Origin of the sequence: Sphingomonas sp. Ant H11, from assembly GCF_000797515.1 — a bacterium.
GTDB lineage: Bacteria > Pseudomonadota > Alphaproteobacteria > Sphingomonadales > Sphingomonadaceae > Sphingomonas.
This window is the reverse complement of the sequence record NZ_JSBN01000090.1, coordinates 1-22,782: the sequence shown is the minus strand read 5'-3', so window position 1 is coordinate 22,782 and position 22,782 is coordinate 1. Positions and strand designations below refer to the sequence as shown.

At 67.3% G+C, this 22,782-nt stretch carries 18 protein-coding genes, 5 pseudogenes and 1 riboswitch; of the genes and pseudogenes, 10 read left to right on the top strand and 13 right to left on the bottom strand.

Features of this window, described 5'->3' with window-relative positions:
• Nucleotide 1 precedes the first annotated feature (1 nt).
• The 3 genes and pseudogenes from cobM to NW75_RS15945 all read right to left on the bottom strand — a co-directional run.
• Nucleotides 2-776 (bottom strand): annotated as a pseudogene (gene cobM, locus NW75_RS15955) (precorrin-4 C(11)-methyltransferase); the annotation flags it as partial.
• Nucleotides 773-1,138, bottom strand: coding sequence for a cobalamin biosynthesis protein (locus NW75_RS15950; RefSeq protein WP_033966159.1), 366 nt, complete (start codon nucleotides 1,136-1,138; stop codon nucleotides 773-775). The pseudogene cobM and the gene NW75_RS15950, both read right to left, overlap by 4 nt.
• On the bottom strand, nucleotides 1,135-2,355 hold the full coding sequence (locus NW75_RS15945; protein ID WP_033966158.1) for a bifunctional cobalt-precorrin-7 (C(5))-methyltransferase/cobalt-precorrin-6B (C(15))-methyltransferase: 1,221 nt from the start codon (nucleotides 2,353-2,355) through the stop codon (nucleotides 1,135-1,137). Before NW75_RS15945 ends, NW75_RS15950 begins: the two co-directional genes overlap by 4 nt.
• On the opposite strand from NW75_RS15945, the pseudogene NW75_RS15940 reads away from it, so the two are divergent.
• Nucleotides 2,354-3,110, top strand: a pseudogene (locus tag NW75_RS15940) (cobalt-precorrin-6A reductase). The gene NW75_RS15945 and the pseudogene NW75_RS15940 overlap by 2 nt on opposite strands.
• On the opposite strand, the gene cobJ reads toward NW75_RS15940, so the two are convergent.
• The 9 genes and pseudogenes from cobJ to NW75_RS15895 all read right to left on the bottom strand — a co-directional run bounded on the left by cobJ (nucleotide 3,080) and on the right by NW75_RS15895 (nucleotide 13,627).
• Entirely contained in the window at nucleotides 3,080-3,838 is a 759-nt protein-coding gene (gene cobJ / locus NW75_RS15935; RefSeq protein WP_033966157.1) for a precorrin-3B C(17)-methyltransferase, read from the bottom strand. The pseudogene NW75_RS15940 and the gene cobJ sit on opposite strands and share 31 nt — an antisense overlap.
• Nucleotides 3,835-4,566, bottom strand: a complete 732-nt coding sequence (gene cobI, locus NW75_RS15930) for a precorrin-2 C(20)-methyltransferase (RefSeq protein ID WP_033966156.1) — start codon at nucleotides 4,564-4,566, stop codon at nucleotides 3,835-3,837. The genes cobJ and cobI overlap by 4 nt, the downstream gene beginning before the upstream one ends.
• On the bottom strand, nucleotides 4,563-5,192 hold the full coding sequence (locus NW75_RS15925) for a precorrin-8X methylmutase (RefSeq protein ID WP_033966155.1): 630 nt from the start codon (nucleotides 5,190-5,192) through the stop codon (nucleotides 4,563-4,565). Before NW75_RS15925 ends, cobI begins: the two co-directional genes overlap by 4 nt.
• Nucleotides 5,176-6,279 (bottom strand): cobalamin biosynthesis protein CobG, encoded by a 1,104-nt coding sequence (locus tag NW75_RS15920; protein ID WP_331386168.1) that lies wholly within the window; start codon nucleotides 6,277-6,279, stop codon nucleotides 5,176-5,178. The genes NW75_RS15925 and NW75_RS15920 overlap by 17 nt, the downstream gene beginning before the upstream one ends.
• 52 nt (nucleotides 6,280-6,331) lie before the next feature.
• Nucleotides 6,332-9,588, bottom strand: a pseudogene (cobN, locus tag NW75_RS15915) (cobaltochelatase subunit CobN); the annotation flags it as partial.
• 9 nt (nucleotides 9,589-9,597) lie between these two features.
• Nucleotides 9,598-10,635: a cobalamin biosynthesis protein CobW gene (gene cobW / locus NW75_RS15910; protein ID WP_033966154.1), complete on the bottom strand. Its 1,038-nt coding sequence runs from the start codon at nucleotides 10,633-10,635 to the stop codon at nucleotides 9,598-9,600.
• A gap of 180 nt (nucleotides 10,636-10,815) precedes the next feature.
• A riboswitch (cobalamin riboswitch) is annotated at nucleotides 10,816-11,044 on the bottom strand.
• Nucleotides 11,045-11,118: 74 nt separating this feature from the next.
• A complete protein-coding gene (locus NW75_RS15905; protein ID WP_052192457.1) occupies nucleotides 11,119-12,177 on the bottom strand; it encodes a HoxN/HupN/NixA family nickel/cobalt transporter in 1,059 nt (352 codons plus the stop codon).
• 122 nt (nucleotides 12,178-12,299) lie between these two features.
• A complete protein-coding gene (locus NW75_RS15900) occupies nucleotides 12,300-13,067 on the bottom strand; it encodes a glutaminyl-peptide cyclotransferase (protein WP_033966153.1) in 768 nt (255 codons plus the stop codon).
• A complete protein-coding gene (locus tag NW75_RS15895; RefSeq protein ID WP_033966152.1) occupies nucleotides 13,064-13,627 on the bottom strand; it encodes a helix-turn-helix domain-containing protein in 564 nt (187 codons plus the stop codon). Before NW75_RS15895 ends, NW75_RS15900 begins: the two co-directional genes overlap by 4 nt.
• 92 nt (nucleotides 13,628-13,719) lie before the next feature.
• Between NW75_RS15895 and NW75_RS15890 the strand changes: the two genes are divergently transcribed.
• The 5 genes and pseudogenes from NW75_RS15890 to NW75_RS23955 form a co-directional block, all read left to right on the top strand.
• Complete coding sequence (locus tag NW75_RS15890) at nucleotides 13,720-14,193, top strand: DUF6456 domain-containing protein (RefSeq protein ID WP_033966151.1); 474 nt, start codon at nucleotides 13,720-13,722, stop codon at nucleotides 14,191-14,193.
• 22 nt (nucleotides 14,194-14,215) lie between these two features.
• Nucleotides 14,216-14,896: a DUF2855 family protein gene (locus tag NW75_RS26740; protein WP_231565253.1), complete on the top strand. Its 681-nt coding sequence runs from the start codon at nucleotides 14,216-14,218 to the stop codon at nucleotides 14,894-14,896.
• Nucleotides 14,844-15,296: a DUF2855 family protein gene (locus NW75_RS26735; protein WP_231565252.1), complete on the top strand. Its 453-nt coding sequence runs from the start codon at nucleotides 14,844-14,846 to the stop codon at nucleotides 15,294-15,296. The genes NW75_RS26740 and NW75_RS26735 overlap by 53 nt, the downstream gene beginning before the upstream one ends.
• Nucleotides 15,297-15,333: 37 nt before the next feature.
• Nucleotides 15,334-16,278: a diaminopimelate epimerase gene (gene dapF, locus NW75_RS15880; RefSeq protein WP_033966150.1), complete on the top strand. Its 945-nt coding sequence runs from the start codon at nucleotides 15,334-15,336 to the stop codon at nucleotides 16,276-16,278.
• 69 nt (nucleotides 16,279-16,347) lie between these two features.
• A pseudogene (locus NW75_RS23955) lies at nucleotides 16,348-16,785 on the top strand (glycine zipper 2TM domain-containing protein); the annotation flags it as partial.
• Between the two features lie 126 nt (nucleotides 16,786-16,911).
• Here NW75_RS23955 and NW75_RS15875 read toward each other — a convergent pair.
• Nucleotides 16,912-18,111, bottom strand: a complete 1,200-nt coding sequence (locus NW75_RS15875; protein ID WP_033966149.1) for a carbohydrate porin — start codon at nucleotides 18,109-18,111, stop codon at nucleotides 16,912-16,914.
• Nucleotides 18,112-18,288: 177 nt separating this feature from the next.
• Here NW75_RS15875 and NW75_RS15870 point away from each other — a divergent pair, with 177 nt between their 5' ends.
• The 4 genes and pseudogenes from NW75_RS15870 to NW75_RS15855 all read left to right on the top strand — a co-directional run.
• A complete protein-coding gene (locus tag NW75_RS15870) occupies nucleotides 18,289-20,157 on the top strand; it encodes a methyl-accepting chemotaxis protein (RefSeq protein ID WP_231565251.1) in 1,869 nt (622 codons plus the stop codon).
• Nucleotides 20,158-20,323: 166 nt separating this feature from the next.
• Nucleotides 20,324-20,848 (top strand): hypothetical protein, encoded by a 525-nt coding sequence (locus NW75_RS23110; protein ID WP_052192456.1) that lies wholly within the window; start codon nucleotides 20,324-20,326, stop codon nucleotides 20,846-20,848.
• Between the two features lie 35 nt (nucleotides 20,849-20,883).
• Nucleotides 20,884-22,181: pseudogene (locus NW75_RS15860) on the top strand (DNA-packaging protein).
• 79 nt (nucleotides 22,182-22,260) lie between these two features.
• Nucleotides 22,261-22,782: spermidine synthase (locus NW75_RS15855; RefSeq protein WP_033966148.1), on the top strand; the 522-nt coding region annotated here is incomplete at its 3' end.

Below are 22,782 nucleotides of genomic sequence, written 5' to 3'. Positions count from 1 at the left end.
CTCCGCAAAAACGCGAGGCTGCATCCTGCGGCCGGAAGCGCCGGTCATAGCCTTGGGCGTAAAGGCTGCTTTCGGCGAAATCCTCGGCTGCCAGCACGCGGCCGACCAGAATCAGCGCGGTGCGCTCCATGCTGCCCGCGACCGCATCCGTGATCGTCGCCAGCGTGGCGTGCACGATACGCTGATCGGGCCAGCTCGCCCGCCAGACCACTGCCACCGGACAATCCGCGCCGTAGGCCGGGGGTAAGATCGGCGACGACGCGATCGAGCGCGTGGATCGACAGATGGATCGCCAGTGTTGCCCCGGTGACTGCGAAATGGGCGAGGCTTTCCGCAGGGGGCATCGTACTGGCGCGTCCCGGCGTGCGCGTCAGCACGACCGACTGGGCGAGCGCGGGCAAGGTCAGTTCCGCCTCCAGCGCGGCAGCGGCGGCGGCAAAGGCGGGCACGCCGGGGGTGACCGTGACGGGAATGCCCAGCGCGCGCAGGCGACGCAGTTGCTCGCCCATCGCCGACCATAGCGACAGATCCCCCGAATGCAGCCGCGCGACATCGTGCCCCAGCGCATGGGCGGTGGCGATTTCGGCGATGATCGCGTCCAGGTCCATCGGCGCGGTGTTGATGATCCGCGCCCCCGGCGGGCAGTGGCGCAGCACCGCTTCGGGGATAAGCGACCCTGCATACAGGCAGACCGGGCTGGCGGCGATCAGATCGCGGCCGCGCAGCGTCAACAGATCGGGCGCGCCGGGGCCAGCCCCGATGAAATGAACGGTCATGACTGGGGTCCTTCAGCGATCGCGCAGGTGGCCATGCGATCGGGCGAAACATGGCGCGGGCCGAGCAGGCGTGCACCGACACCAGCGGCACAGAGCGCACTCGCTTCGGCGACACTGCCGCAGGCGTGCGCGGCCAGGCTGGGGGTGGAGCGGGTGGGCGTGATGACGCCGGACAGGGCATCCGACGACACGGCTCGTAACGGCAAACCCAAGGCTTCGGCCAGCGGCGACAGCTCGGCGACCTTGCCCTGCGCCGTGGCAAGATGCGTTACCGCCGGATGGCCTTGTTGCGCCAGCGTGAGGGCGGCACGGAGCGATTCCAACGGTGCCCCGGCGCGAAAGCCGAACCCGGCGACGATCACAGGATGACACTCCATTGCACGACGGGATACTGCGACCGCCACCCGCGCCGACCGCCGAGCGGCGCTGCCTGAGCGAGCTCAATCCGCAGGAGGGCACCGCCTTTCACCTGCTGCCAGGTGGCGAGCAGTGCCTCCGATTCCAGCGTCACGGCATTGGCCACCAGCCGCGTGCCGACTGGCAGCTGTGCCCACAGCGCCTCCAGCAGCGTGTGTGAGAGGCCGCCACCGATGAACACCACATCGGGGCTCGCGCCTTCGGGCAGAGCAGACGGCGCGGTTCCGATCAGCACCTCCAGCCGATCGACACCCAGCGCCCAGGCATTGGCGCGGGCGCGTTCGGCGCGGGGCGCATCCGCCTCGATCGCCAGCGCGCGGTTGGCCGGGTGCGCCAGCAGCCATTCGATCGCGATCGAGCCCGATCCAGCCCCGATGTCCCAGAGCGTTTCCCCCGGGCGCGGGGCCAGCGCCGACAGCGTCAGCGCCCGGATCGGGCGCTTGGTGATTTGGCCATCATGATCGAACAGGGTGTCGGGCAGGCCCGATGCACGCGGCACGACGGCCCCCGAACCCGCGCATTCGACTGCGACTGCGACCGGATGGGCGATATCGACAACATCGAGCGTATCGGCTTGCGCCGGACGGATGCGCTCGTCCGGTCCACCCAGTCCCTCCAGTACGTGCAGCCGCGACGCGCCAAAGCCGAGATCCCGCAGATAGGTGGCGAGAGCCGCCACCGCTGCGCCATCGCGCACCAGCACCAGAAGCCGCGCACCGGGAGCGAGGTGCGGACGCGTCCTTTCCAATGGCGCGGCGTGGAGGCCGAGGCAGACAGTGTCCTGCAATGCCCAGCCCAGGCGCGCGGCGGCGAGGTTGAACGTGGAGGGCGTTGGATGCGCCACCCATTCATCGCGCGACAGGTGACGCGTGACGCTGCTGCCCGCCCCGAACCAAAACGGATCGCCCGACGCCAGCATCACCACCTTTCGACCGCGATGCGTCAGCAACAGCGCAATGCCGTCGGCAAAGGGCACTGGCCATTCGATCACGGGGCAGGTAATCGCCGGGAATAGCGACAGATGCCGAGCCGATCCGATGACCAGCTCGGCCTCGGCCAAAGCCGTCTGGCTGGCGGGCGAAAGGCTATCCGGGCCTGCCGCCCCGACGCCCACAATCGTCAACCACGGCTGTTGCCGAAGCTGCGGAGCCGTTTCAGCCATGCGCAAGGTCCTTTTGCTGGGCGGAACGACCGAGGCGAGCGCGCTCGCGGCGCTGCTGGCGGCCGGCGGCGTTGCGGCCACGCTCAGCTACGCTGGCCGGACGCAATCCCCCCCGTCCGCAACCCGTGCCGGTCCGTATCGGCGGTTTTGGCGGGATTGGAGGGCTGGCGGGATATCTGCGCGAGCACCGGATAACGCATCTGGTCGATGGGACACATCCCTTCGCAGCGACGATGAGCACCAACGCCATCGCCGCTGCGCGTCTGGCGGGAGTTGCCCATATCGCCCTGACCCGGCCCGCCTGGGTGCCCACCGAAGAGGATCGCTGGAGCCACGTCGCCGATATTGCCGGTGCGGTGGCGGCGCTGACGGTGCCGCCGCGTCGCATCTTGCTGGCGCTGGGGCGGATGCATGTGGACGCCTTTGTCGCCCAGCCACAGCACCGTTATCTGCTGCGCTTCGTCGATGTCCCGGATCAGCCACCGCCGCTGCCGCACTACAGCTTGATCGTGGATCGAGGACCGTTCACCGTCGACGGCGACGTCGCTGTGCTGCGCGATCACGCGATCGATCTGGTGGTGTGCAAAAATGCAGGCGGAAGCGGGGCGGAGGCCAAGTTGATCGCCGCCCGGCGTCTCGGTGTGCCGGTGCTGATGATCGACCGCCCGGCCATGCCCGAGCGGCACCAAATGTGCGATCCCGCAGCGGTGCTGGATTGGCTGCTTCATGACACGTCTGCCGAACGCGGCGTGTAGAGAAACACGCCGCTGGAGCGTTGGATCGTCCGCGTCTGGCTCGATCCTACGATCACCATTGTCCGCATGTCGGCCATCTCGGCGCGCGCCTGCCCCAAGGGCACGATTTGCAGATGTTCCTCGGGGGTCGAGACGGCGCGGGCGAACAGGACCGGGCGATCGTCGCCACATGCCGCGCGCAACACCGCGAGGACGCGGGCAAACCCCTCGGGCCGCGCCTTTGAGCGCGGGTTGTAAAAGGCCATGGCGAAATCCGCCTCTGCCGCCAGCCGCAGGCGTTTCTCGATCATCGTCCACGGCTTGAGATTGTCCGACAGGTTGATCGCACAGAAATCGTGGCCGAGCGGGGCACCGGCACGCGCGCTGGCGGCGAGCATCGCGGTGATCCCCGGCAGCACCCGGATATCGAGGTCGCGCCATGCGGGCAGCCCCGCCTCGACCGCCTCGAACACGGCTGCTGCCATGGCGAACACGCCGGGGTCGCCCGACGAAACCACCACCACACGCCGACCCTGCGCCGTCAATGTCAACGCGTGCGCTGCCCGGTCCAGCTCGACGCGATTGTCGGAGGGGTGCAGCGTCAACCCCGCGCGCGGCGCGACCCGTGCGACATAGGGAACGTAGCCGATCACGTCGCTCGCGCTGGACAACGCGTCCGACACTTCCGGGGTGATCTGCGCCGCGTCGCCAGGGCCCAGGCCAGCGATGGCGAGCCAACCGGCGCTCATGGTCTGCGTCCCTGTCCGTGGATCAGCAGAATTGCGAAATAGGGCGTGACGCTGTCAGCCTCGACCAGTCGCGTTACTTTCTGTCCTGGCATAGCGGCATGTTCGACCAACCACGCCGCATCCTCGCGCTCCGCAGCGGCGACCGCGCGGCGCAGCTTGGCCAGATGGCGTCCGATTTTCATCACGACCAGCGCGTCGGTGTCGCGAATCCGGCGGACGAGTTCCGTTTCCGGCAAGGTGGCCATCGCGACCGTCAACACGTCGTCGCCCCAGGTGATCGGCATGGCGGTTGCGTTCCACGCCCCGGCCATACCGGTAATGCCCGGCACCACCTCCACCGGCACCACGCCCGACAGGCGCGCATGCAGGTGCATGAACGACCCGTAGAAAAACGGGTCGCCCTCGCACAGGACCACCACGTCCGCGCCCGTTTGCGCCAGCGCGGTCAGCCGCGCGCTGCAGTCGGCGTAGAAAGCGGCAAGGCAGGCATTGTAGCGCGGGTCGCTCAGCGGGATTTCGATCGTTACCGGATATTCCATCGCCAGCTCGATCGCGTCGGCGCGCAGCATTCCCTCGACGATGCGCCGCGCCTGTCCGGGGCGTCCGGCCTTGCGAAAATAGGCGATATGGGTGGCACCGCGCACCAGCCGATCGGCCCGCACGCTCAGCAAATCGGGCGCACCGGGGCCCAGCCCGACGCCGTAAATGGTGCCCACCCGCGCGCTCATTCGGCGCGGCTCGCGAGTGCGTTGACTGCGGCAACGGTGATCGCACTGCCGCCCAGCCGCCCTGCCACGACGCAGCATGGCACAGGCTGTACGTCCCACAAGGCCGCCTTGGATTCCACCGCGCCGACAAAGCCGACCGGGCCCCCGATGATCGCGGCGGGACGCGGACAGTCCGGGTCCTCCAGCATATTGAGCAAATGGAACAAGGCGGTCGGGGCATTGCCGATCGCCACCACCGCCCCCGCGAGATGCGGCCGCCACAACTCCAGCGCCGCCGCCGACCTCGTATTGCCCATCGCCCGCGCCAGATCCGGTACGTGCAGATCGTGCAGCGTACACAAGACCGGGTTGGAGGCGGGCAAGCGCACGCGCGTAATCCCCTCGCTCACCATGCGCGCGTCGCACAGGATCGGTGCGCCCTCCGCCAGCGCGGTGCGCGCTGCGGCGGCGAAGCTAACGGAAAACCGGATATGCGGGGCCAGTTCCACCAGGCCCGAGGCGTGGATCATACGCACCGCCACCGGTTCTTCCTCGGCGGTAAACCGGGCAAGGTCCGCCTCGGCGCGGATCGTGGCGAAGGACTGGCGATAGATTGCCGCGCCGTCGGTTTCATAGTGGTACGGCATCAATTGCTTCCGAATTGGGCGAGCAGCGCGGCGCGGCTGAGCGCCGTGCGCACCGCCGGAGCCCCGCGCGCGCGTTGAGGGAAAGGTCGTAAAGGCCATCGCGCCCGGTCACTGTGACGTCGGCGGCGCGTTGTGATGCGCAGCCCTTGGCGCAGCCCGACACATGCAGTCGCCCGGCGATCGACGGCGCCAGGCGAGCGGCCAGACTGCGGGTTTCGACGCTTGCTTGCGGGCAATATGGCGCACCGGGACAGGCATCCGCGCGCAGCAGGAAGTCGGACGGGTCGGCCAGCATTCCGTGCGGCGGCGATGGCGTGCGGTCGCCCTCGACCAGAATCAGCCGCCACGGCGTGATCCGCACCGCGGCGACGGTCGACCCGGGCGTGACAAGATCGGCAAGCACCGCCGCTGCGATCTGGCCGAAGGGCAACGCCCATGCCATGCCGCGCTGCCACGTGCCCGGCTGAAGTGGAGCGAGCGATGACGAGGGGGGCAGTGCGCCCGTCGCCCAATCCGGCAGGGCCGCTTCGTGGCGGGCCATGCGTCCGGCGACCGCACCACCGCTGTCCATGAACCACCGCGCCAGCGCGATCAACGCGGTGGCCTCGTCCCCGCGTGCCACCGCAACCCCGGTCGCCCGGCCATCGGCGCGCAGGATCAACGCCCCGTCGGCTGCGCGCTCGACCCGGAAATCGCCGGTCTCCGTCCCCAGCACGCGCGTGGCTCCGGCATCGACGACGAAACCGACCTTGGCCGGCAGATCGGGTGCGGTGTGCAAATGTTCGACAAGGTCGCAGGCGATGCGGTGGGTGTCGTCGCCCTCCTGCCACTGAGGCGCGACGAGGATCATCCGCCGCTTCTCGCCTTCTGCATCGGCATCGACCAGATCCAGTGCGATCAACGCCTGCAAAAGCGGCTGCCAGCCATCCTCCGACACGCCGCGAAGCTGCAGATTGGCGCGCGATGTGAGGTCGATCACGCCGCTACCATAAGCGATCGCCGCCGCGCACAGCCCGCGCACCTGGTGGGCTGTCAACCGGCCAAGCCGGGGCTTCACCCGCACCAGCAGTCCATCGCCCGAGCGCATCGGTCGCCACGCATCGGGGCACCAGCCCTTTACGATGAAGGGGCTCATGCGACCCCCTGCAACTGCGCGAGATCGAATTGCGGCGCGTCGGCCACAGCCCGGCGGCATGGAGCGCGGCAAAGCGCGCCTCCATCGCCGCCAGCGCGCCCGGATTGTCGCGCTCCAGAACGCCCGCACCTCGGCTTGGCCGAGCGTGGCATCGTAATAGAGGTCGAACAGTTGTGGCGGCACGCTGGCGGAGAGGTGCGCGAACGTGCCCAGATGGTCCAGCGTCGCCGCCAATTCCGCCCCGCCGCGAAACCCGTGGCGCATCATCCCCGCCACCCAGCCCGGATGCGCCGCGCGCGCGCGGACCACCCGCGCCAGTTCCTCGGTCAGCGTGCGCGCTGCGGGCCGAGCCGGATCGCGATGGTCGAGATGGTAGAGCGCGACGGGTGCGGCCACGATCGCCCTTGCGGCGGCGAACCCCGCTTCATGCGCCGCATAGTCGGCGGCCAGCAGCAGGTCGGTTTCGGGCAAATCCTGGAGATGGACGAACGCATCCGTCTCCGCGACCCGATCGCGCAAGCCCTGGGCGTCGGGCCCCGCCTGTCCCTCCGGCAAATCGAGCGGATAGGCAGATGCCGCAAGCCAGGCTTCGCCAGCCGCGCGTCGCGCGTCGTCGGTATATAGATCGATCGTCTCGCCAAGCCCAACGCCATAAGCGCCGGGCCGCGGCCCATAGACTCGCGCCGTCGCGATCCGGCCTGCAAAGGGATTCCAGTCGGGGGGTTCTTCGCGTGCGGCGAGCGCGCGCACCGCTTGTCCGAAGAGCACCGGCAGCGTGGGGAAGGCATCGCGGAACAGCCCGGACACGCGCAAGGTCACGTCGATCCGTGGATGGTCGAGCAGCGCGAGCGGCAGGATTTCGATTCCGCTGACTCGCTCCGAGGCGGTGTCCCAGACCGGCTTTGCCCCAAGCAGATGCAGCGCCATCGCAAATTCTTCGCCTGCGGTGCGCATGGTTGCCGATCCCCACAGATCGACGATCAGCGCGCGGATAGTCGCCATGATCCTGCAAATGGCGGCGGATTAATTCCTCCGCCAGCACCACGCCCTGTTCGTGCGCCGAACGCGACGGGATTGCGCGCGGGTCGATCGTGTAGAGGTTGCGTCCGGTCGGCAGCACGTCGCTGCGCCCGCGATAGGGAGAGCCCGACGGCCCGGCCGCCACGCGCCGCCCGGCCAGCGCTGCGAGCAGGCCGGCGCTTTCCGCCGCCCCCTGCGCTCCACGGCCGAACACGTGCAGGCCATCGGTGAACTGGCTTTCCTTCACGTCGCAGACGAAGCGGTCGATGCGTGTGATCGCGTCGCTCAAGCGGGTCGCGCGATCCAGGCCAAGCTCGGCCTCCAGTCCCAGCGCTTCGGCCTCGGCGCGAATATCGGCCTGCAATCGGTCGCGGCGCGCCGGATCGAGCCCGTCGGCATTGGAAAATTCGTCGAGCAGCGCCTCGATCCGCCCAAGCCCGGCCCCCGTACCTGACGGGGCCAAGGGTGGCGGGACGTGGCCGATGGTGACGGCACCGATGCGGCGCTTGGCTTGTGCTGCCTCGCCGGGGTCGTTGACGATGAACGGGTAGATGAAGGGCAACGGCCCAAGCAGAGCTTCGGGCCAGCAGCCTTGCGACAGCGCGACCGATTTGCCCGGCAACCATTCCAGCGTGCCATGTGCCCCCACATGGACGATCGCGTCGGTGCCGATCGCGCGCAGCCATAGATAGAAAGCGACATAGCCATGGCGCGGGCATCGGGTGAGGTCGTGATATTCCTGATCGCGCCCGGTGCTGGCACCACGTTCTGGCTGCAGTGCCACCAGTGTGCGCCCGGCGCGCACCGCCGCAAACCGGAACATCCCGTCCAAGAGTGCTGGATCGTCTTCGGGTTCACCCCACGATGCGGCAAGATCGTGTCGCAAGGCCTCGGGCAATGCCGCCAGCGCGCGGCGATAGTCAGCCAGCGGCCAGGTCAAAGTGTCGGAGCGAAGCCCCTCGGCGAGGTCGTCGCGCGTCTCTGCGTCATATCCCGCGCTTGCCAGATCGGCCAAAATCGCCTCGGCCGATGCCAGCGCATCCAGTCCGACGGCATGGGCCATCTGATAGGTCTTGCGGGATAGGTGGACAGGACCAGCGCCACTTGCCGTTCGCCGACGGCTTTGGCCGCCAACCTAGTCCAACCAGCGACCCGGTCCGCGATCGCGGTGATCCGCTCGGGCTCGGCCCGATGCGCGGTCCGGGCAAATTCGAGCAGCGGATCGCGCGTGCCCGCTTCCTTGAAACTGGCGACCCCGGCGAATAGCCGACCGTCAATCTCGGGCAATACGACATGCATGGCGAGATCGGCAGGTGACAGGCCGCGCGTGCCGTCTGCCCAGGCGGCGCGTCCCGAGGTTGCCAGCGCCACTTGAAACACCGGTACCCCCGCCGCGTCGAGCGGTGTTTCCCCAGCCTCGCCCCGCGCCGAAAATGCGGTCGCGTTGAGGATTGCGACGGGCGATAGTGTGCCGATCCACGCCGCGATCCGGTCGCGCGTTTGCGGGTGCTTCAGCGACGGTCCGAACAGCGACAGAGTCGCAAAACCGCGCTGCTCGAACGTGCCATGCAGCGCGGCAAAGGGGTCAAGGTCCTGCGCCGCGAGATAAGCGCGGTAGAAGACGAGCAAGATCAGCGGTCGATCGGGATCACGCGCAAAAGTGGCCGGATCGACCACCCCGCAATCGGGATGCCATCCGCCCGCCAGCGGCAACGATCGGGGCGTGACCGTATCGTCCCAACACAATCCTGCGGCGCGCGCCAGCAGCGTCAACGCGGCTCCGCTCGCTTCGGGCCCGCCTTCGTCGCACAAGCGCGCCAGCGCGCGCAGCGTCTGCGCGGACAGGGTGGAGACGGCGTCCAGCCGTGCGTCGGCGCGACCATCGGCGGGCAACACCGCCAGTGCAATCCCCCGTGCCCGCGCAAGCAGTTCGACCTGCTGCAACCCGTAACTCCAATAGGGCATGCCGCCGATGAGCCGGATGAGGATCGCTTTGGCACCGCTCAGCGTGCGCTCGACATAGGTGTCGACCGACAGCGGATGGCCGAGCGCTGCGAGATTGGCCAACCGGAGCGAAGGCAGCGTTTGCCCGGATCTTCGCGCGGAGTGCCATGCGCCCGCGAACGCACCAAGGTCGCTGTCCGAAAAGGACAGGATGACCAGGTCAGCCGGGGTCTGCCCCAGATCCTGCGGGATCGCGGCTTCCTCCAGACCGTGGCTTTCGCGGAAGAGGACGTGCACGGGCTGGCCTCAGCCGACCAGCGCCGTATGCAACGCCTCACCATCGATATGGTCGCGCTCGGCAATGACGACCAGCGTGGTGCGCCGCGCTTCACCCGGCCGCCACGGACGGTCATAATGGTAGCGCACGCGCGTGCCGACCGCCTGGACCAGCAGCCGCATCGGCTTGTCCGCCACCGCAGCATATCCCTTCACGCGCAAGATCTGGTGCTGCTGCGCGATGCGCACGATCCGGGCAGCCAGATCGGCGGGATCGGCGATTTCGCCGATGTCGAGCACGATGCTGTCGAAATCGTCATGCTCGTGATCGTCGTCGCCATCGTGATGCGACGGACGCGCCGCGATATCGTCTTCGGCGGCCGCGCCAAGCCCCAGAATTACGCGCGGATCGACCACGCCGTCGGTCAGCTCGAGGATCGGCACCGGTCGCGGTGCCTCGGCGGCGATAATCGCGCGTGCCGCTGCCACGCCTTCGGGACCCGCCAGATCGATCTTGGTGAGCAGGACGATATCGGCACAGGCCAATTGGTCCCCAAACACTTCGGACAACGGGGTTTCATGGTCGATGCCGGGGTCGGCGGCGCGTTGCGCCTCCAGCGCTGCGAGATCGGGTGCGAAGCGGCCTGCCGCCACCGCCTCGGCATCGGCCAGCGCGACGACGCCATCGACGGTGATGCGGCTGCGGATCGCGGGCCAGTCGAACGCCTTCAACAAGGGTTTGGGCAGGGCGAGGCCGGAGGTCTCGATCAGGATATGATCGGGCCGAGGGTCGAGTGCCAGCAAGCGTTCGACGGTCGGAATGAAATCGTCGGCGACGGTGCAGCAGATGCAGCCATTGGCCAGTTCGACGATGTTTTCCGCAGGGCAATCCGGAATGGCGCAGCCCTGTAGAATATCTCCGTCGATGCCGAGCGTGCCGAATTCATTGACGACGACCGCGAGCCGCCGGCCGCCAGCGTTGCGGATCAGGTGCGTGATCACGGTGGTTTTTCCGGCCCCGAGGAAGCCGGTGACGATGGTGACGGGGATCTTGGAAAGATCGGACATGGTACATCTCCCCGCGCCAGGACGAACACAGGACGGGGCTTGCCGGCGCATGACCGGTCGGCGTGCGACCCGGACCGACGCGAGAGCGCCCATGGCCGCACGACCGTGCAGCCCCAGCCGCACAGTTTCGTCGCCCAGACGGAGAAGTACCGTGCCAAGACCATCCCCTGGATCTGGGCAAGAGCGACCGGTGCACTGGCAGGTCTCCTGGCTCACGGGTCACCGTTTGATACGCACCTTCCCAGATCCCCACTTGCGTGGCGTTCCAGTGGCTGCTCCCGCAAAGGGGAGACCTGCGCATCGCACTATCCGCTTACAGTTGCAGGGACAGCTGTGGATTTGGGAGCACGCTCCCGCACCACATTCCCATTCAAGCCCCTCGCGGGGCACCGGTGCGATCATGAACCCCCGGATTTCTCCGGAGAATTCGAGCACCGCTTAACCGAGTTCGCAGGCAATGCCAATGCGGCATGTTGGCCGGGTTCAGCCGGGCAGGCGGACCTCGATCTCGTCGAAGCGTTTCCAGCGATAGATGCCGAAGCTGACGATCCAGCACAGCACGAAGAGGCCGATGATGGCAAACCCGAGCGTGTTGAATTGCTCGCCCAGCCGTGCCGCCGTCTCCCACGGCCAGCCCGCCAACCCCAGCTTTCCGCCGATCAGCGCCAGCGCCTCGATGCCGCCGATCACGATCGCGACGACTGCCGACATCAGCGTGATGGTGATGTTGTAATAGAGTTTGCGGATCGGTTTGACGAAGGCCCATTCATACGCCCCCAACATGACGACCCCGTCAGCGGTATCGATCAGCGCCATGCCCACGGCAAAGAGCAGCGGCAGCACGAGGATGGTGCCGATCGCGGTGCCATCGGCGGCCTGCTGTCCGGACAGCCCGAGGATCGCGACCTCGGTCGCCGTGTCGAAGCCCAGCCCGAACAGGAAACCGAGCGGGGCCATGTGCCACGGTCGGTTGACTAAGCGGAACATCGGTCGAAACACCCGCGCCAAGATGCCGCGCCCGGCCAGCAGCAAGTCGATATCCTCATCGACATAGGCACCGCCCGCGCGGACATGGGCAAAGGTCTTCCACACCGCGCGCAGGATGATGAGATTGGTCGCCGCGATGGCGAACAGGAACCCCGCCGACACGATGGTGGCGACGGTGCCGCCAATCTGCTTTAGCACCGCCATGCCGGCGAGTGCGCTCGCCGTCAGCGCGACGGCCACCGACGCGATTGCGATGATCCCGGAATGGCCGATCGCAAACCAGAAGCCCGTGCTGACCGGGCGCTGGCCATCCTGCATCAGCTTGCGGGTGACGTTGTCGATGGCGGCGATATGATCGGCATCGACCGCGTGGCGCAGCCCCAGACCCCAGGCGAGCAGGGCGGTGCCCAGCATCAGCGGGCGTTCGTGAAACAGCGTGAACGCCCAAATCCACGCGCCGATATTCGCCAGGATCAAGATCGTGAACAACCAGCCGATGCGGCGGCGCAGACCATCCTGGCGGGGCGGGGACGAAGCCGACGGTGCGTGCGTCATAACCAACAGACCCTTCTCAACCGCTTGGGTCCCGACGCGCGGTCGCCCTTCAGACGCGCGCCGCCGCTACCGTCATTTCCTGTTGCATGGCAAGAGCCTGCCCAAAATCGCGAAGAGCCGGATCACGCCCCCTTGGGTCGCGCGATCTCGAACAGCGCAGGCCAGTTCTTGCCCGTGACGTAGAGCTTCCGCGCCGCGCGATCATACGCGATGCCGTTGGCAACCGAATCGGGGTCGGTCAGTTGCACCTGCGCGAGGAGCGGGGACAGGTCGATGAAGCCGAGCACCTTGCCGCTGACCGGATCGATCCGCGCGATATAGTGCGTCATCCAGATATTGGCGAGCAGCTCGCCATCGACATATTCGAGCTCGTTAATCTGGTCGAGCAAGCGGCCGTTGATCGTCACCGTCACGCGCCGGACGACCTTCTGAGTGGTCGGATCGAGAAAGCGCAACACCGGCGTGCCGTCCGACAGGATCAGCGCGTGCCCGTCATCGGTCATCGCCCAGCCTTCGCCGCTATAGCGGAATCCGCCGGAGCGCTTGAGACCCGGGAGCGACCAGCGAAACCCTTGGCCGCCATGCCAGGTGACGCTGAACAGTTGCTGTTTCCATGCAACGATGCCTTCACCAAACAGGCTCGGCGGCAATTTCGTCCGTGCCAGGACGCGGCCGCTTGCCAAGTCGACGCGGCGAATGTCCGATTGTCCCTCCCGCCCGGTGCTTTCGTACAGCACGCCGTGGTCGATCAGCAGACCTTCGGTAAAGGCGCTGGTGTCATGCGGGTAGCGGTTGAGGATCTGCGCCGTGGTGACGGGCGGCGGGGGTGCCGGTGGCGGAGCCGCGCCTTGCACGGCGAGGAGCGCGGCGAAGAGCAGGGTGCGGATCATAAAGCGCGAACCAATGTAACGGCGGTGGCGATCCATGGCGGATCGGTGACGACTTGCTGGCGGGCACCGGGGCCGAGCGGGAGAAGGTGGAGCTTCCCGTCCTCGCGCCCGATCAGGCGTGCGAACAGGAAACGGCCTGCCGGGCGCGGAACGAGAACGTCGCGGTTGAGCGCCTGGGCGAAATCTGCCGGTGGAATACGCACGCACCAGATGGTGTCGCCAGCACGATAGTCCCCCACGCCGGCCTGGACCGACACCGCGACATGCTCGGGTGCGGGGGCCGGGGGGACGACGGTCGCCGGGCGCTTGGGGGCATGCGCTCCGGTCGTATCGAGGATTGCGGCCACGGCGATGTCGGCGCGGTCGGGCAAGGTGACCAGATCGGCTGCGCGCACCCCCAATGCTGCGGCGATCCGGTTCAGCCAACCGACCGAGACGGTGCGCGTGCCGGTTTCCAGGCGACCGATCGTCTGCGCGGTGGTTGGCGGTATACACGCGCGCGCGACATCGTCGAGCGTCATGCCCTTGGCGCGCCGGACTTCGCGGATAGCGGTGATCATGCCAGCCTTCTAACCAAATTGGTTTTTTGCTGTCCTACATCCGTGGCCTCATGGCAACGCTTTTCGCGGAAGCGATGTGAGAGGAAACGGCGATGCGGGAACTGGTGGAGCGAGCGATCGAGGAATGCGGTGTGGTGCGCGGCGCGGCGACACCGCGCACGCATCGGCCTCGGCGCAGCGTCAGTGTGCATGTCGGCGAATCGCCGCTCAGCTGGCTGCGGGCGCATGGCAAGATCGATGCGCGGCAGTTCGAGGCGGGGGAGCGCTTGCGCGCGGACTATGAAATGGCGGCGCTCGCCCCGCGGGTGACGATGCAGTGGGCGGCACGGGTGGATGGCGGCGCTAGCGGGCTCGATCCGACACTGGCGCAGATAGCTGCAAAACGGCGCTTCGATGCGGCGATGGCCGGGCTTGGTGGCGGCTTGCGCGACGTCGCGTGGCGCGTGGTGTGTGCGGGCGAAGGGCTGCCCATCGCCGAGCGCGCACTCGGGTGGCCGCAGCGGGCCGGGCGAATCGTACTGACACTGGCGCTTGATCGCCTGGGCGATCATTATGGGTTGCGATGAGGTGGATCGTTGGGGGAAGAGGATGCCGATCAAGCGCGAAATGATGGTGCGGCGCGATGCGCTGACGCAGGTGGCGGTCAACGAGACGCTGGCCCCCGAGCCGGGCGAGGGTGAAATCCTGCTGCAGATCGAGGCGTTCGCGGTGACCGCCAACACCGTGACCTATGGCGTGGTCGGCGCGCAGATCGGATATTGGAATTTCTTCCCCGCGCCCGAAGGCTGGGGGATCGTGCCGGCCTGGGGCTATGCCCGCGTGGTCGCGTCGCGCGTCGCGGACATTGCGGTGGGCGAGCGGGTTTATGGCTTCCTGCCGATGGCGTCGCATCTGATCGTGCAACCGGGCAAGATTTCGGCCGGGCTGTTTCGCGACATGGCGGCGCATCGCCAGCCGATGAGCGCGGTCTACAACCAGTATCGGCGGCTCCAGGCTGACCCGGCGCACGATGCGGCGCGGGAGGATTTGCGGATGCTGTTCGAGCCCTTGTTCCTGACCAGCTTCCTGATCGAGGACACACTGCGCCGCGCGGGTTGGTACGGCACCGACACCGTCGTGCTGACCAGTGCGTCGAGCAAGACCGCGCTGGGCACAGCCTATGTGCTGCGCGAAGGCAGCCCGCAAATCCGCCGGATCGGTTTGACCAGCGCCGCGCATGTCGGCTTTGTCGAAAAAGACCGGGCTGTACGATGCGGTGCTGGCTTATGACGCGATCAATGGTCTGGGGAGCCTCGCCGAGGCTGTCCTCATCGATTTTGCCGGAAATGCGGCGCTGTTGCAGGCAGCCTACGCTGCGCTGCCGGACCGGGTGGCGCAATGCCTGCGCGTGGGCGTGACGCATCATGACGCAGGTGGCGAAACCGCGCTGCTGCCGGACCCGAAGCCGGTATGGTTCTTTGCACCCAATGCCGCGACCGCGCTGATTGGCGAGATCGGGCAGGAAGGGTTCAATGCAGCCGTCGCGGCGCAATGGACTGGCTTTGTCGCCGTCGCGGCGGGGCTGATTCACGTCGAGCATGGCCAGGGCATCGAGGCGTTGCAACGTATCTGGCGCACGCAGGTGGCGGGGCAGGCCGCGCCGGATACCGGGTTCGTCGTGCGGCTGTAGCTATCGTCGCGCGGGCCGCCCCGCTAAGGCCACAGACATGCACATCGATTTCATCAAATGTCATGGTTCGGGGAATGACTTCCCCCTGGTGGACGCGCGCGCGCTGACGCTGGACGACGACAGCTGGGCACGGATCGCGGTGGCGCTGGCGGATCGGAACGGCAGCGTCGGCGGCGACGGGCTGTTGCTGTTGACGGCGGGGGATGCGCTCCACGCGATGGGCTTTCGCATGTTCAATTCCGACGGCAGCGAAGCCGAGACGTGTTTGAACGGCGTGCGCTGCGTGGCGCGTCTTGGGTTCGAGGCGCTCGGCATCGAGCGCGCGGCGATGCGGTTGCAGACATCGACGGTCGAGGTGTGGCGCGATCCTGACCTCGCACCGGGCGTGGCGACGATCCGCGAAGTGGCCGGGCCGGTCAATCTCGACGTGACGCAGTGGCCGATGACGGTGGGCGCGGAGCGGATTGTCGATGCGCCGATCCCAGCGCTTGGCAGCGCACGCGTCTTTACTGCGGTGGCGATCCCCAATCCGCATCTGGTGAGCTTCGTCGATTCGGTCGACGAGGCCGAACTGGTTGCGCTGGGCGAGCGGTGCGAAGCGGCACCCGCCTGGCTGCCCAACCGCGCGAACGTCTCCTTTGTCGAGCTACGCGGCGAGGATGCGCTGTTCGTGCGCACGTTCGAACGCGGGGTGGGGCTGACCGACAGTTGCGGCAGCGCGATGGCGGCGTCGACCTATGCCGCGTGCCTGACCGGAAAGTGTGCATTCGGTCGCAACATCACGGTGTTCAATCGTGGCGGACTCGTTCGCGCCGAGGCGAGTGCCGATGGTATGGTGCGGTTGTCCGGCAATGCGACCTTCGAATGGGCAGGATCGGTCGATGTCGATCTGGCGACACGGACAGCGGGCCCGGTCACGGTGACGCACCGTAGCGATGACGAGGTTGCGGCATGGCGTGGCGTGATCGCGGCCATCGCCTAGGCGGTTCCTTGTCGCAACCAAAGTCGCGGTGCATCGTTGTCGCGCCGTAACATCCAAGGAGTTCCCCCGATGAGCCGTTTTTTTCGTAGTGCGCCGATGCTGGCGGCACTGATCGCTGGGTCGTGCCTGGCGACTGCGGCCCCGGCGCTGGCGCAGAGCCCAGCCGACGACCAGCGCTTCCAGCAAGCGCAGCAGCGCTTCGATAACGAGCTTGCGGTGTTCCGCCAGGAATTCGACCGCTACCAGCGTGCCCGCGCGCGCGGCTATGCCCCGCCGCCGCGGCCATATTACGATCCGCGTGGCGATGACCGCGACGAAGGCGGTTATGACCCCGCACGTTATTATCGAGACGATCCGCGTTATCAGGAGCGCGTGCTGAGTTCCGACGACCGCGTCTACCGCGGCAGCGACGGGCAGCTCTATTGCAAGCGCAACGACGGCACGACCGGCTTGATCGCCGGCGCGGTTGGCGGCGGTGTGCTCGGCAACCTGATCGCGGGCGGGCATTCGCGCGGAGTCGGCACGCTGCTTGGCGCGATTGCCGGCGGCGTGGTCGGCAAGACGTCGACCAGAACAATACGCAGTTGCGCTGCCGCTAACGTAACCGGCTGCTGGTGCCGGGCTGCTGCAGGATCAATGGCGACCGAAGGTCGCGATCATCCGCAAGCCCAGCACCAGCGTATCCCGATCGCCGCCCTCGGTGCAGGCGCGCCGGATATATTGCAGATCGGGCTGAATCGTCAGGAACGGTGCCAGACGATCCTGATAGGTGATCTCGATCCCGTTTTCGGCCGATGCGGCGCGTTCGCCGGTATCGGCCACATTGGCCCGATAGCCGCTCGACAGCAGCCCGTGGGCGAGGCCGAACGACAAACGGCCTTCGGGGCGGCCGGGAACGACACCCCGGATATGGGCCCCGATCTGAAACCCGCCGCGGAACGGTGTGGTCTTCCCCTCCGAAAGCCCGGCGCGCAGGAACAAGGACAGCGCGTGCGCATCCCCGCCCGCGATATGCTGATCGACCAGCAGATAGGCCCCCATTGCAGCGCGGTGGACCGGGTTGCCATCGACATCGATCACGCGAATGTCGTCCTGCCGCCGGGTGTAGCGCCATAGCCCGACCGCCAGTTTTCCGCCGCGCGTGGTTCCCGCCTCGGCGATGAGCAGCGCGCCGTCATGCATGGTCAGGTCAACGCCATATTGATCGCCGAGCACGCCCGCGCGCGCGTTGACCACGGCAGCGCGCGCATAGCCTGACGTACCGATCGTAACATTCAGCCGGGCCATCAACGCGGTCGAGGGAAAGATCGACGGACCATTAGGGCCAGTCGCGGCCAGTTCCGACCCCACGCCAAAGGCGGGAGCCATCAGGATCGCCGCCCCGTCATTCTGGTAGAAATCGGCGTTGAGATCGGCCAGCCCGACCAACAGCGCGGCGCGGCCTCCGGCGAAGGCCTGCTCGATCCACGCTTCGTAGAGTTTGATCCGGCCATCAGGCACTTCGATATTGTCGATCCCCTGCAGTGTGCCAGCAGCATCGTTGATGGCGCGGCCGTGATTGCTCAGCAGATGTACCCGGGCCTTCGCGCCGCGCCATCCGACCAGACGCGAGAGATCCGCGTCGGCGGTAAGTTCGAGATTGTCCAGAATGTCGGTCTGGCGCGCCTCGCCGCCGGCCGCGACGCCGATAAGATCGATGACATAGCGGCCGTCAAAGGTGATCGGACGCGGTTCGGGGGCAGCGGCGGCGCGGTCAGGCGCGTCCGATTGCGCAAAGGCCGGGCGACCGCAGAGTATCGTCAGAGCAACAACGGAAGCAGAGAGCCAGCGCATCGATCATTTCCCAGACGAGCCCACGCCCGTTTTCAAAATATAGTCTATTATAGGATGGCTGAGGGGACTTGTGGGGGACGCGAACTACTCGCGAGCGACCGGGCGACATGTTCGGTGACGCAATGCTTCGCTTCCACGGACGTTGATCATCGAGTCCATTTGAAGGGGTTGGCCAAAATGACATCCAATAATTTTAGCGGCGGCCTGGCCAAGATGTCGCTCGCTCGCGCGATCCGGATCGCGGGGGTCGCGCTGCTCAGTCTGATGGTGGTGAGCGGTGGCAGCGGGATTGCCGCCGCCTGGTTACAGTCGGCCGCGTTGGAGCGGCAAAACGAGGCGGGTGCGCTGCTTGCCAATCATGAACTGGCTGACATGATGCACGACGCGATCCGCAGCGACGTCCTCGCCGCGTTCGAATCGACCACGCCCCATAGCGGCATCAAGATGGACGATGTCGTGAAGGACTTTGACGAACATCTGAAAGCGCTGCGCGACGGGATCGCCGCCGACGGCAGTTACACCGGCTCCGCCGACGTTGCGGCCGTCACGACCAAATTGGTCGCGCCGATGGAGGCTTATGCGACCTCCGCGACGCAGATCATCGCTCGGATCAAGACCGATCCGACGGGGGCCCGGGCGGATCTTCCGGGATTTTTCGATCAGTTCCGCACTCTTGAGGTTTCGATGGGGAAGGCGTCGGACGCGATTACGGCAAATGCCAAGCAAGCGTCCGATTCCGGCAAGATCGTAGGGATCGTGGCAATGGTCGCGTTGATCCTGATTGTCCTGCTGGGCATCGCCGGGACCTCGGCGCTCGTAATGGCGGCTATCCGCCATGTTATCCGCCCGATTGCGGGCCTTGCCGACACGATGCGCGAACTCGGCGCGGGCAATCTGGGCGTCGCGGTGGTCGGGGCGGATCGCGCTGACGAACTGGGCGATATGGCGCAGGCGATGCTGGCGTTTCGCGACCAGTTGCAAGCTGCCGAAGCCTCGAAGCAGGCGCAGGCGCAATTGATCGTCGATAGTCTGGGATCCGGCCTGACTTCGCTTGCCGAAGGGGATCTGACCGTTGCGGTGACCGCTAACCTGCAGGCACCGTTCACCGCGTTAAAGGACAATTTCAACAGCGCGGTCAGCGGATTGAACGCGCTGATCGCGGCGGTGACGCAGAGCGCGTCGGCGATCAGCACCGGATCGGGCGAAATCGCACAGGCGAGCGAGGATCTCGCCCGGCGCACCGAAGGCAATGCCGCCAGCCTGGAGCAGACCACGGCGGCGATCGCGCAGATCGAACAACGGCTAAAAGCAACCGCCGCCGCCGCCGCGCGCACCGTGCAGCGCGCAGACGGAGCGATCGCCACCGTCGCCGGCGGGCGCGGCATCGCCGATGAGGCGGTGCAGGCGATGAACCGAGTGAGCGAAAGCGCCAAGGGCATCGACAGCGTGATCGAGGGGCTCGACAAGATCGCGTTTCAGACGCGCGTGCTCGCCATGAACGCGGCCGTCGAGGCGGGGCGGGCGGGCGAGGCCGGGCGCGGCTTTGCGGTGGTGGCGGATCTCGTTTCGGCGCTGGCCATTCGGGCAGAGCAGGAAGCAGGGCGTGCGCGCGACCAGTTGACCGCAACGCAGACCGACATCGTCGCCGCGGTCGAGCGCGTCCACAGGGTCGACGGCGCGCTCTCGACGATTTCCGGGGATGTCGGCGAGGTTCATATGCTCTTGGGCGAGATGGCAAGCGACAACACGGCGCAGTCGACCATGATCTCGGAAATCAGTGCGGCGATTGGGACGATGGACCAGGCAACACAACAGAATGCAGCGATGGTCGAAGAAACCTCGGCGGCCGCGCGCAATTTGACCTCCGAAGTCGCCTCGCTGGCGAATCAGGCTGCGCAGTTCACGATCGGGGACGCGGGGTCACCGCCGCAGATGCGGAGCTATGCAAAGGCGGCGCGCAAAGCGCCAGCCGGTCGATCGCGCACCTTGCCGGTCGTGGCGATAGTGACCAAGAGCGGCGCAGGTGACGATTGGGCGACGTTTTGAGGCGGCACGCTCCGCGATAACCAAATAGGCACAAAACGGCTTGACATCGCGGCGCTGTTTTGGTACATAAAGAGAACGATGAAGAATTGCGAGTCGGCCCCTCGGGGTCGGCCAACGGGCCGGGGCGGCAACGCCTTTCGGCCCGTTTTGCTGTGCGGAGGGCCGAATGGACGGGATTACGGCAGGGAACAATCGCGTACTGCAAGTCCGCCGGTTGCGCTCGGGCGGGTTCGACAAGGCCAAGCGCAAGCGCTTCCTCGATACGCTGGCGGCGACGTGCAACGTAACGTCGGCGGTGCGGGCGGCGGGCGTGGCTCAGTCGAGCTGCTATCGCGCGCGGATGCGCGATGCCGCCTTCGCGGCGGCGTGGGAGGAGGCGATCGCCACCGGCTATCAACGGCTGGAGGAGGCGCTGCTCGATTATGCGCTGGCGCGCGTTGTCGGTGAGACGCCCGACCCCGCCGCCGCCGATCCCGAGGCGGTGGCGCAAAGCCCGATCACGGCGCTTGCCGAGCGCACCATTTCGGCCAGCGATCTGCACTTCGCGGTCGGCTTGCTCAATCGGCAACGCGCTGCCGCCGAGGGAAAGATTACGCTCGGGCGCGGGGTGAAAATGGCGTCCCCGGCCGAAACCGACGCCGCGCTGCGGCGCAAGCTCGATCAGCTCGCACGGCGGATGGGGTCGAAATGAGCGAGCGATATTCCGGCGCGCAAGCGCGGGCGCTGATGCTGGAGCTGGCGCGCTTGCCGGCGGGCGTGCGCGAAACAGTGCTGCGCGACCTGACCGCCGCGCAGCGGGCCGAACTCAATTGGAGCTGGGAGCGCTGGACGCAGGACGGGCAGGAGCCGCCCGCCGGCCCGTGGCGGGTGTGGCTGATCCGCGCCGGGCGCGGTTTCGGCAAGACGCGGGCGGGTGCGGAATGGGTGAGCGAGATCGCGCGCACAATGCCGGGCACGCGGATCGCGCTGGTCGGCGCGACGATCGAGGATGTGCGGCGCGTGATGATCGAGGGCGAAAGCGGGTTGATCGCGGTGGCGCGGCCGGGCGAATCGGTCGGCTATCGATCGCGCGGCACCGAAGTCGAGTTTGCCTCCAAGGCCCGCGCGACGATCTTTTCGGCGAGCGCGCCGGAGAAATTGCGCGGGCCCGAACATGCCGCCGCCTGGTGCGACGAACTCGCCAAATGGCGCAATGGCGATGCGACCTGGGACAATCTGATGCTGGGGATGCGGATGGGCGACGCCCCGCAAGTGGTGGTGACGACAACGCCGCGCCCGACTCCGTTGCTGCGCCGGATCATGGCGCTGGAGGGCTTGGCGCAAAGCGGTGGGAGCTCCCACAAGAACGTGTTCCTACCCGAGAGCTTTCTGGCGGCAATCGAGCGGGCCTATGGCGGCACGCGGCTGGGGCGGCAGGAGATTGCGGGCGAGCTGCTTGCCGATGTCGAAGGGGCTTTGTGGACACACGCTCAGTTCGATGCGGCGCGGGTGGGGGTTGCCCCGGCATTGGTGCGCACGGTGGTCGCGGTCGATCCCCCGGCCGGGACCGACTCCGGGCGCGGCGGCGATGCGTGCGGGATCGTCGCGGTCGGGCTCGGGCGTGACGGGCGCGGTTATGTGCTGGAGGATGCAAGCGTGACGGGATTATCCCCCGAAGGCTGGGCGCAGGCGGTGGCGGGGTGCGCCGCGCGGCACCGCGCCGACCGCGTGATCGCCGAGAAGAATCAGGGCGGGCGGATGGTGCAGAGCGTATTGCTGGCAGCGGACGCCAGCCTGCCGCTGAAGCTGGTCCATGCCAGCGACGGCAAGGTCGCGCGCGCCGAGCCGGTGGCGTTGCTGTACGAGCGCGGGGCTGTCTCGCATGTCGGGGTGATGCCCGAGCTGGAGCGGGAGTTATGCGGGTTGGTGGTGGGTGGCGGCTATCAAGGGCCGAGCCGCTCCCCTGACCGCGCCGACGCTTGGTCTGGGCGCTGGGCGAGCTGCTGCTCAAACGGCGCGGCGGCGGGCGGGTGCGGGGGTTGTAAGGTAGGACGGTTTCACCGGCATGGCGTCCGTTCGTCGTGCGCGCTAACGCCGTCCCCTACGACAGGAAGGACGAACGTCATGGTGCCCCGCGAAAGGATCGACAGTGCGCGCATTCCCGGCGGCGATGAAATGACGCTGTACCGGCGCGGCGACGATTTCATGATCGTGGTCGATCGCAACGAATTGATGAGCACGCGGATGAACGGCTCGGAAGAGGCGCTGGGCACGATGGCGTGTGCGCGGATCGCGGGAGTGGCGGCACCGCGCGTGCTGATCGGCGGGTACGGCATGGGCTTTACGTTGCGCGCGGTGCTGGGCGTGGTCGGCCCCAAGGCCGAGGTGACGGTGGCCGAACTGGTGCCCGAAATCCTCGCCTGGGCGCGCGGGCCAATGGCGGCGGTGGCGAAAGGGTGCCTCGACGATCCGCGCGTGCGCGTGGTCGAGGCCGATGTCGCCGAGGCGATCGCTGTGGCACCGGGTGGTTATGACGCGATCCTGCTCGATGTCGATAACGGGCCGGACGGGCTGGTGCGCGCCGAGAACAACCGGCTTTATGCGCCGCGCGGGCTGGCGGTGGCGCGCGCGGCGTTGCGGCCGGGG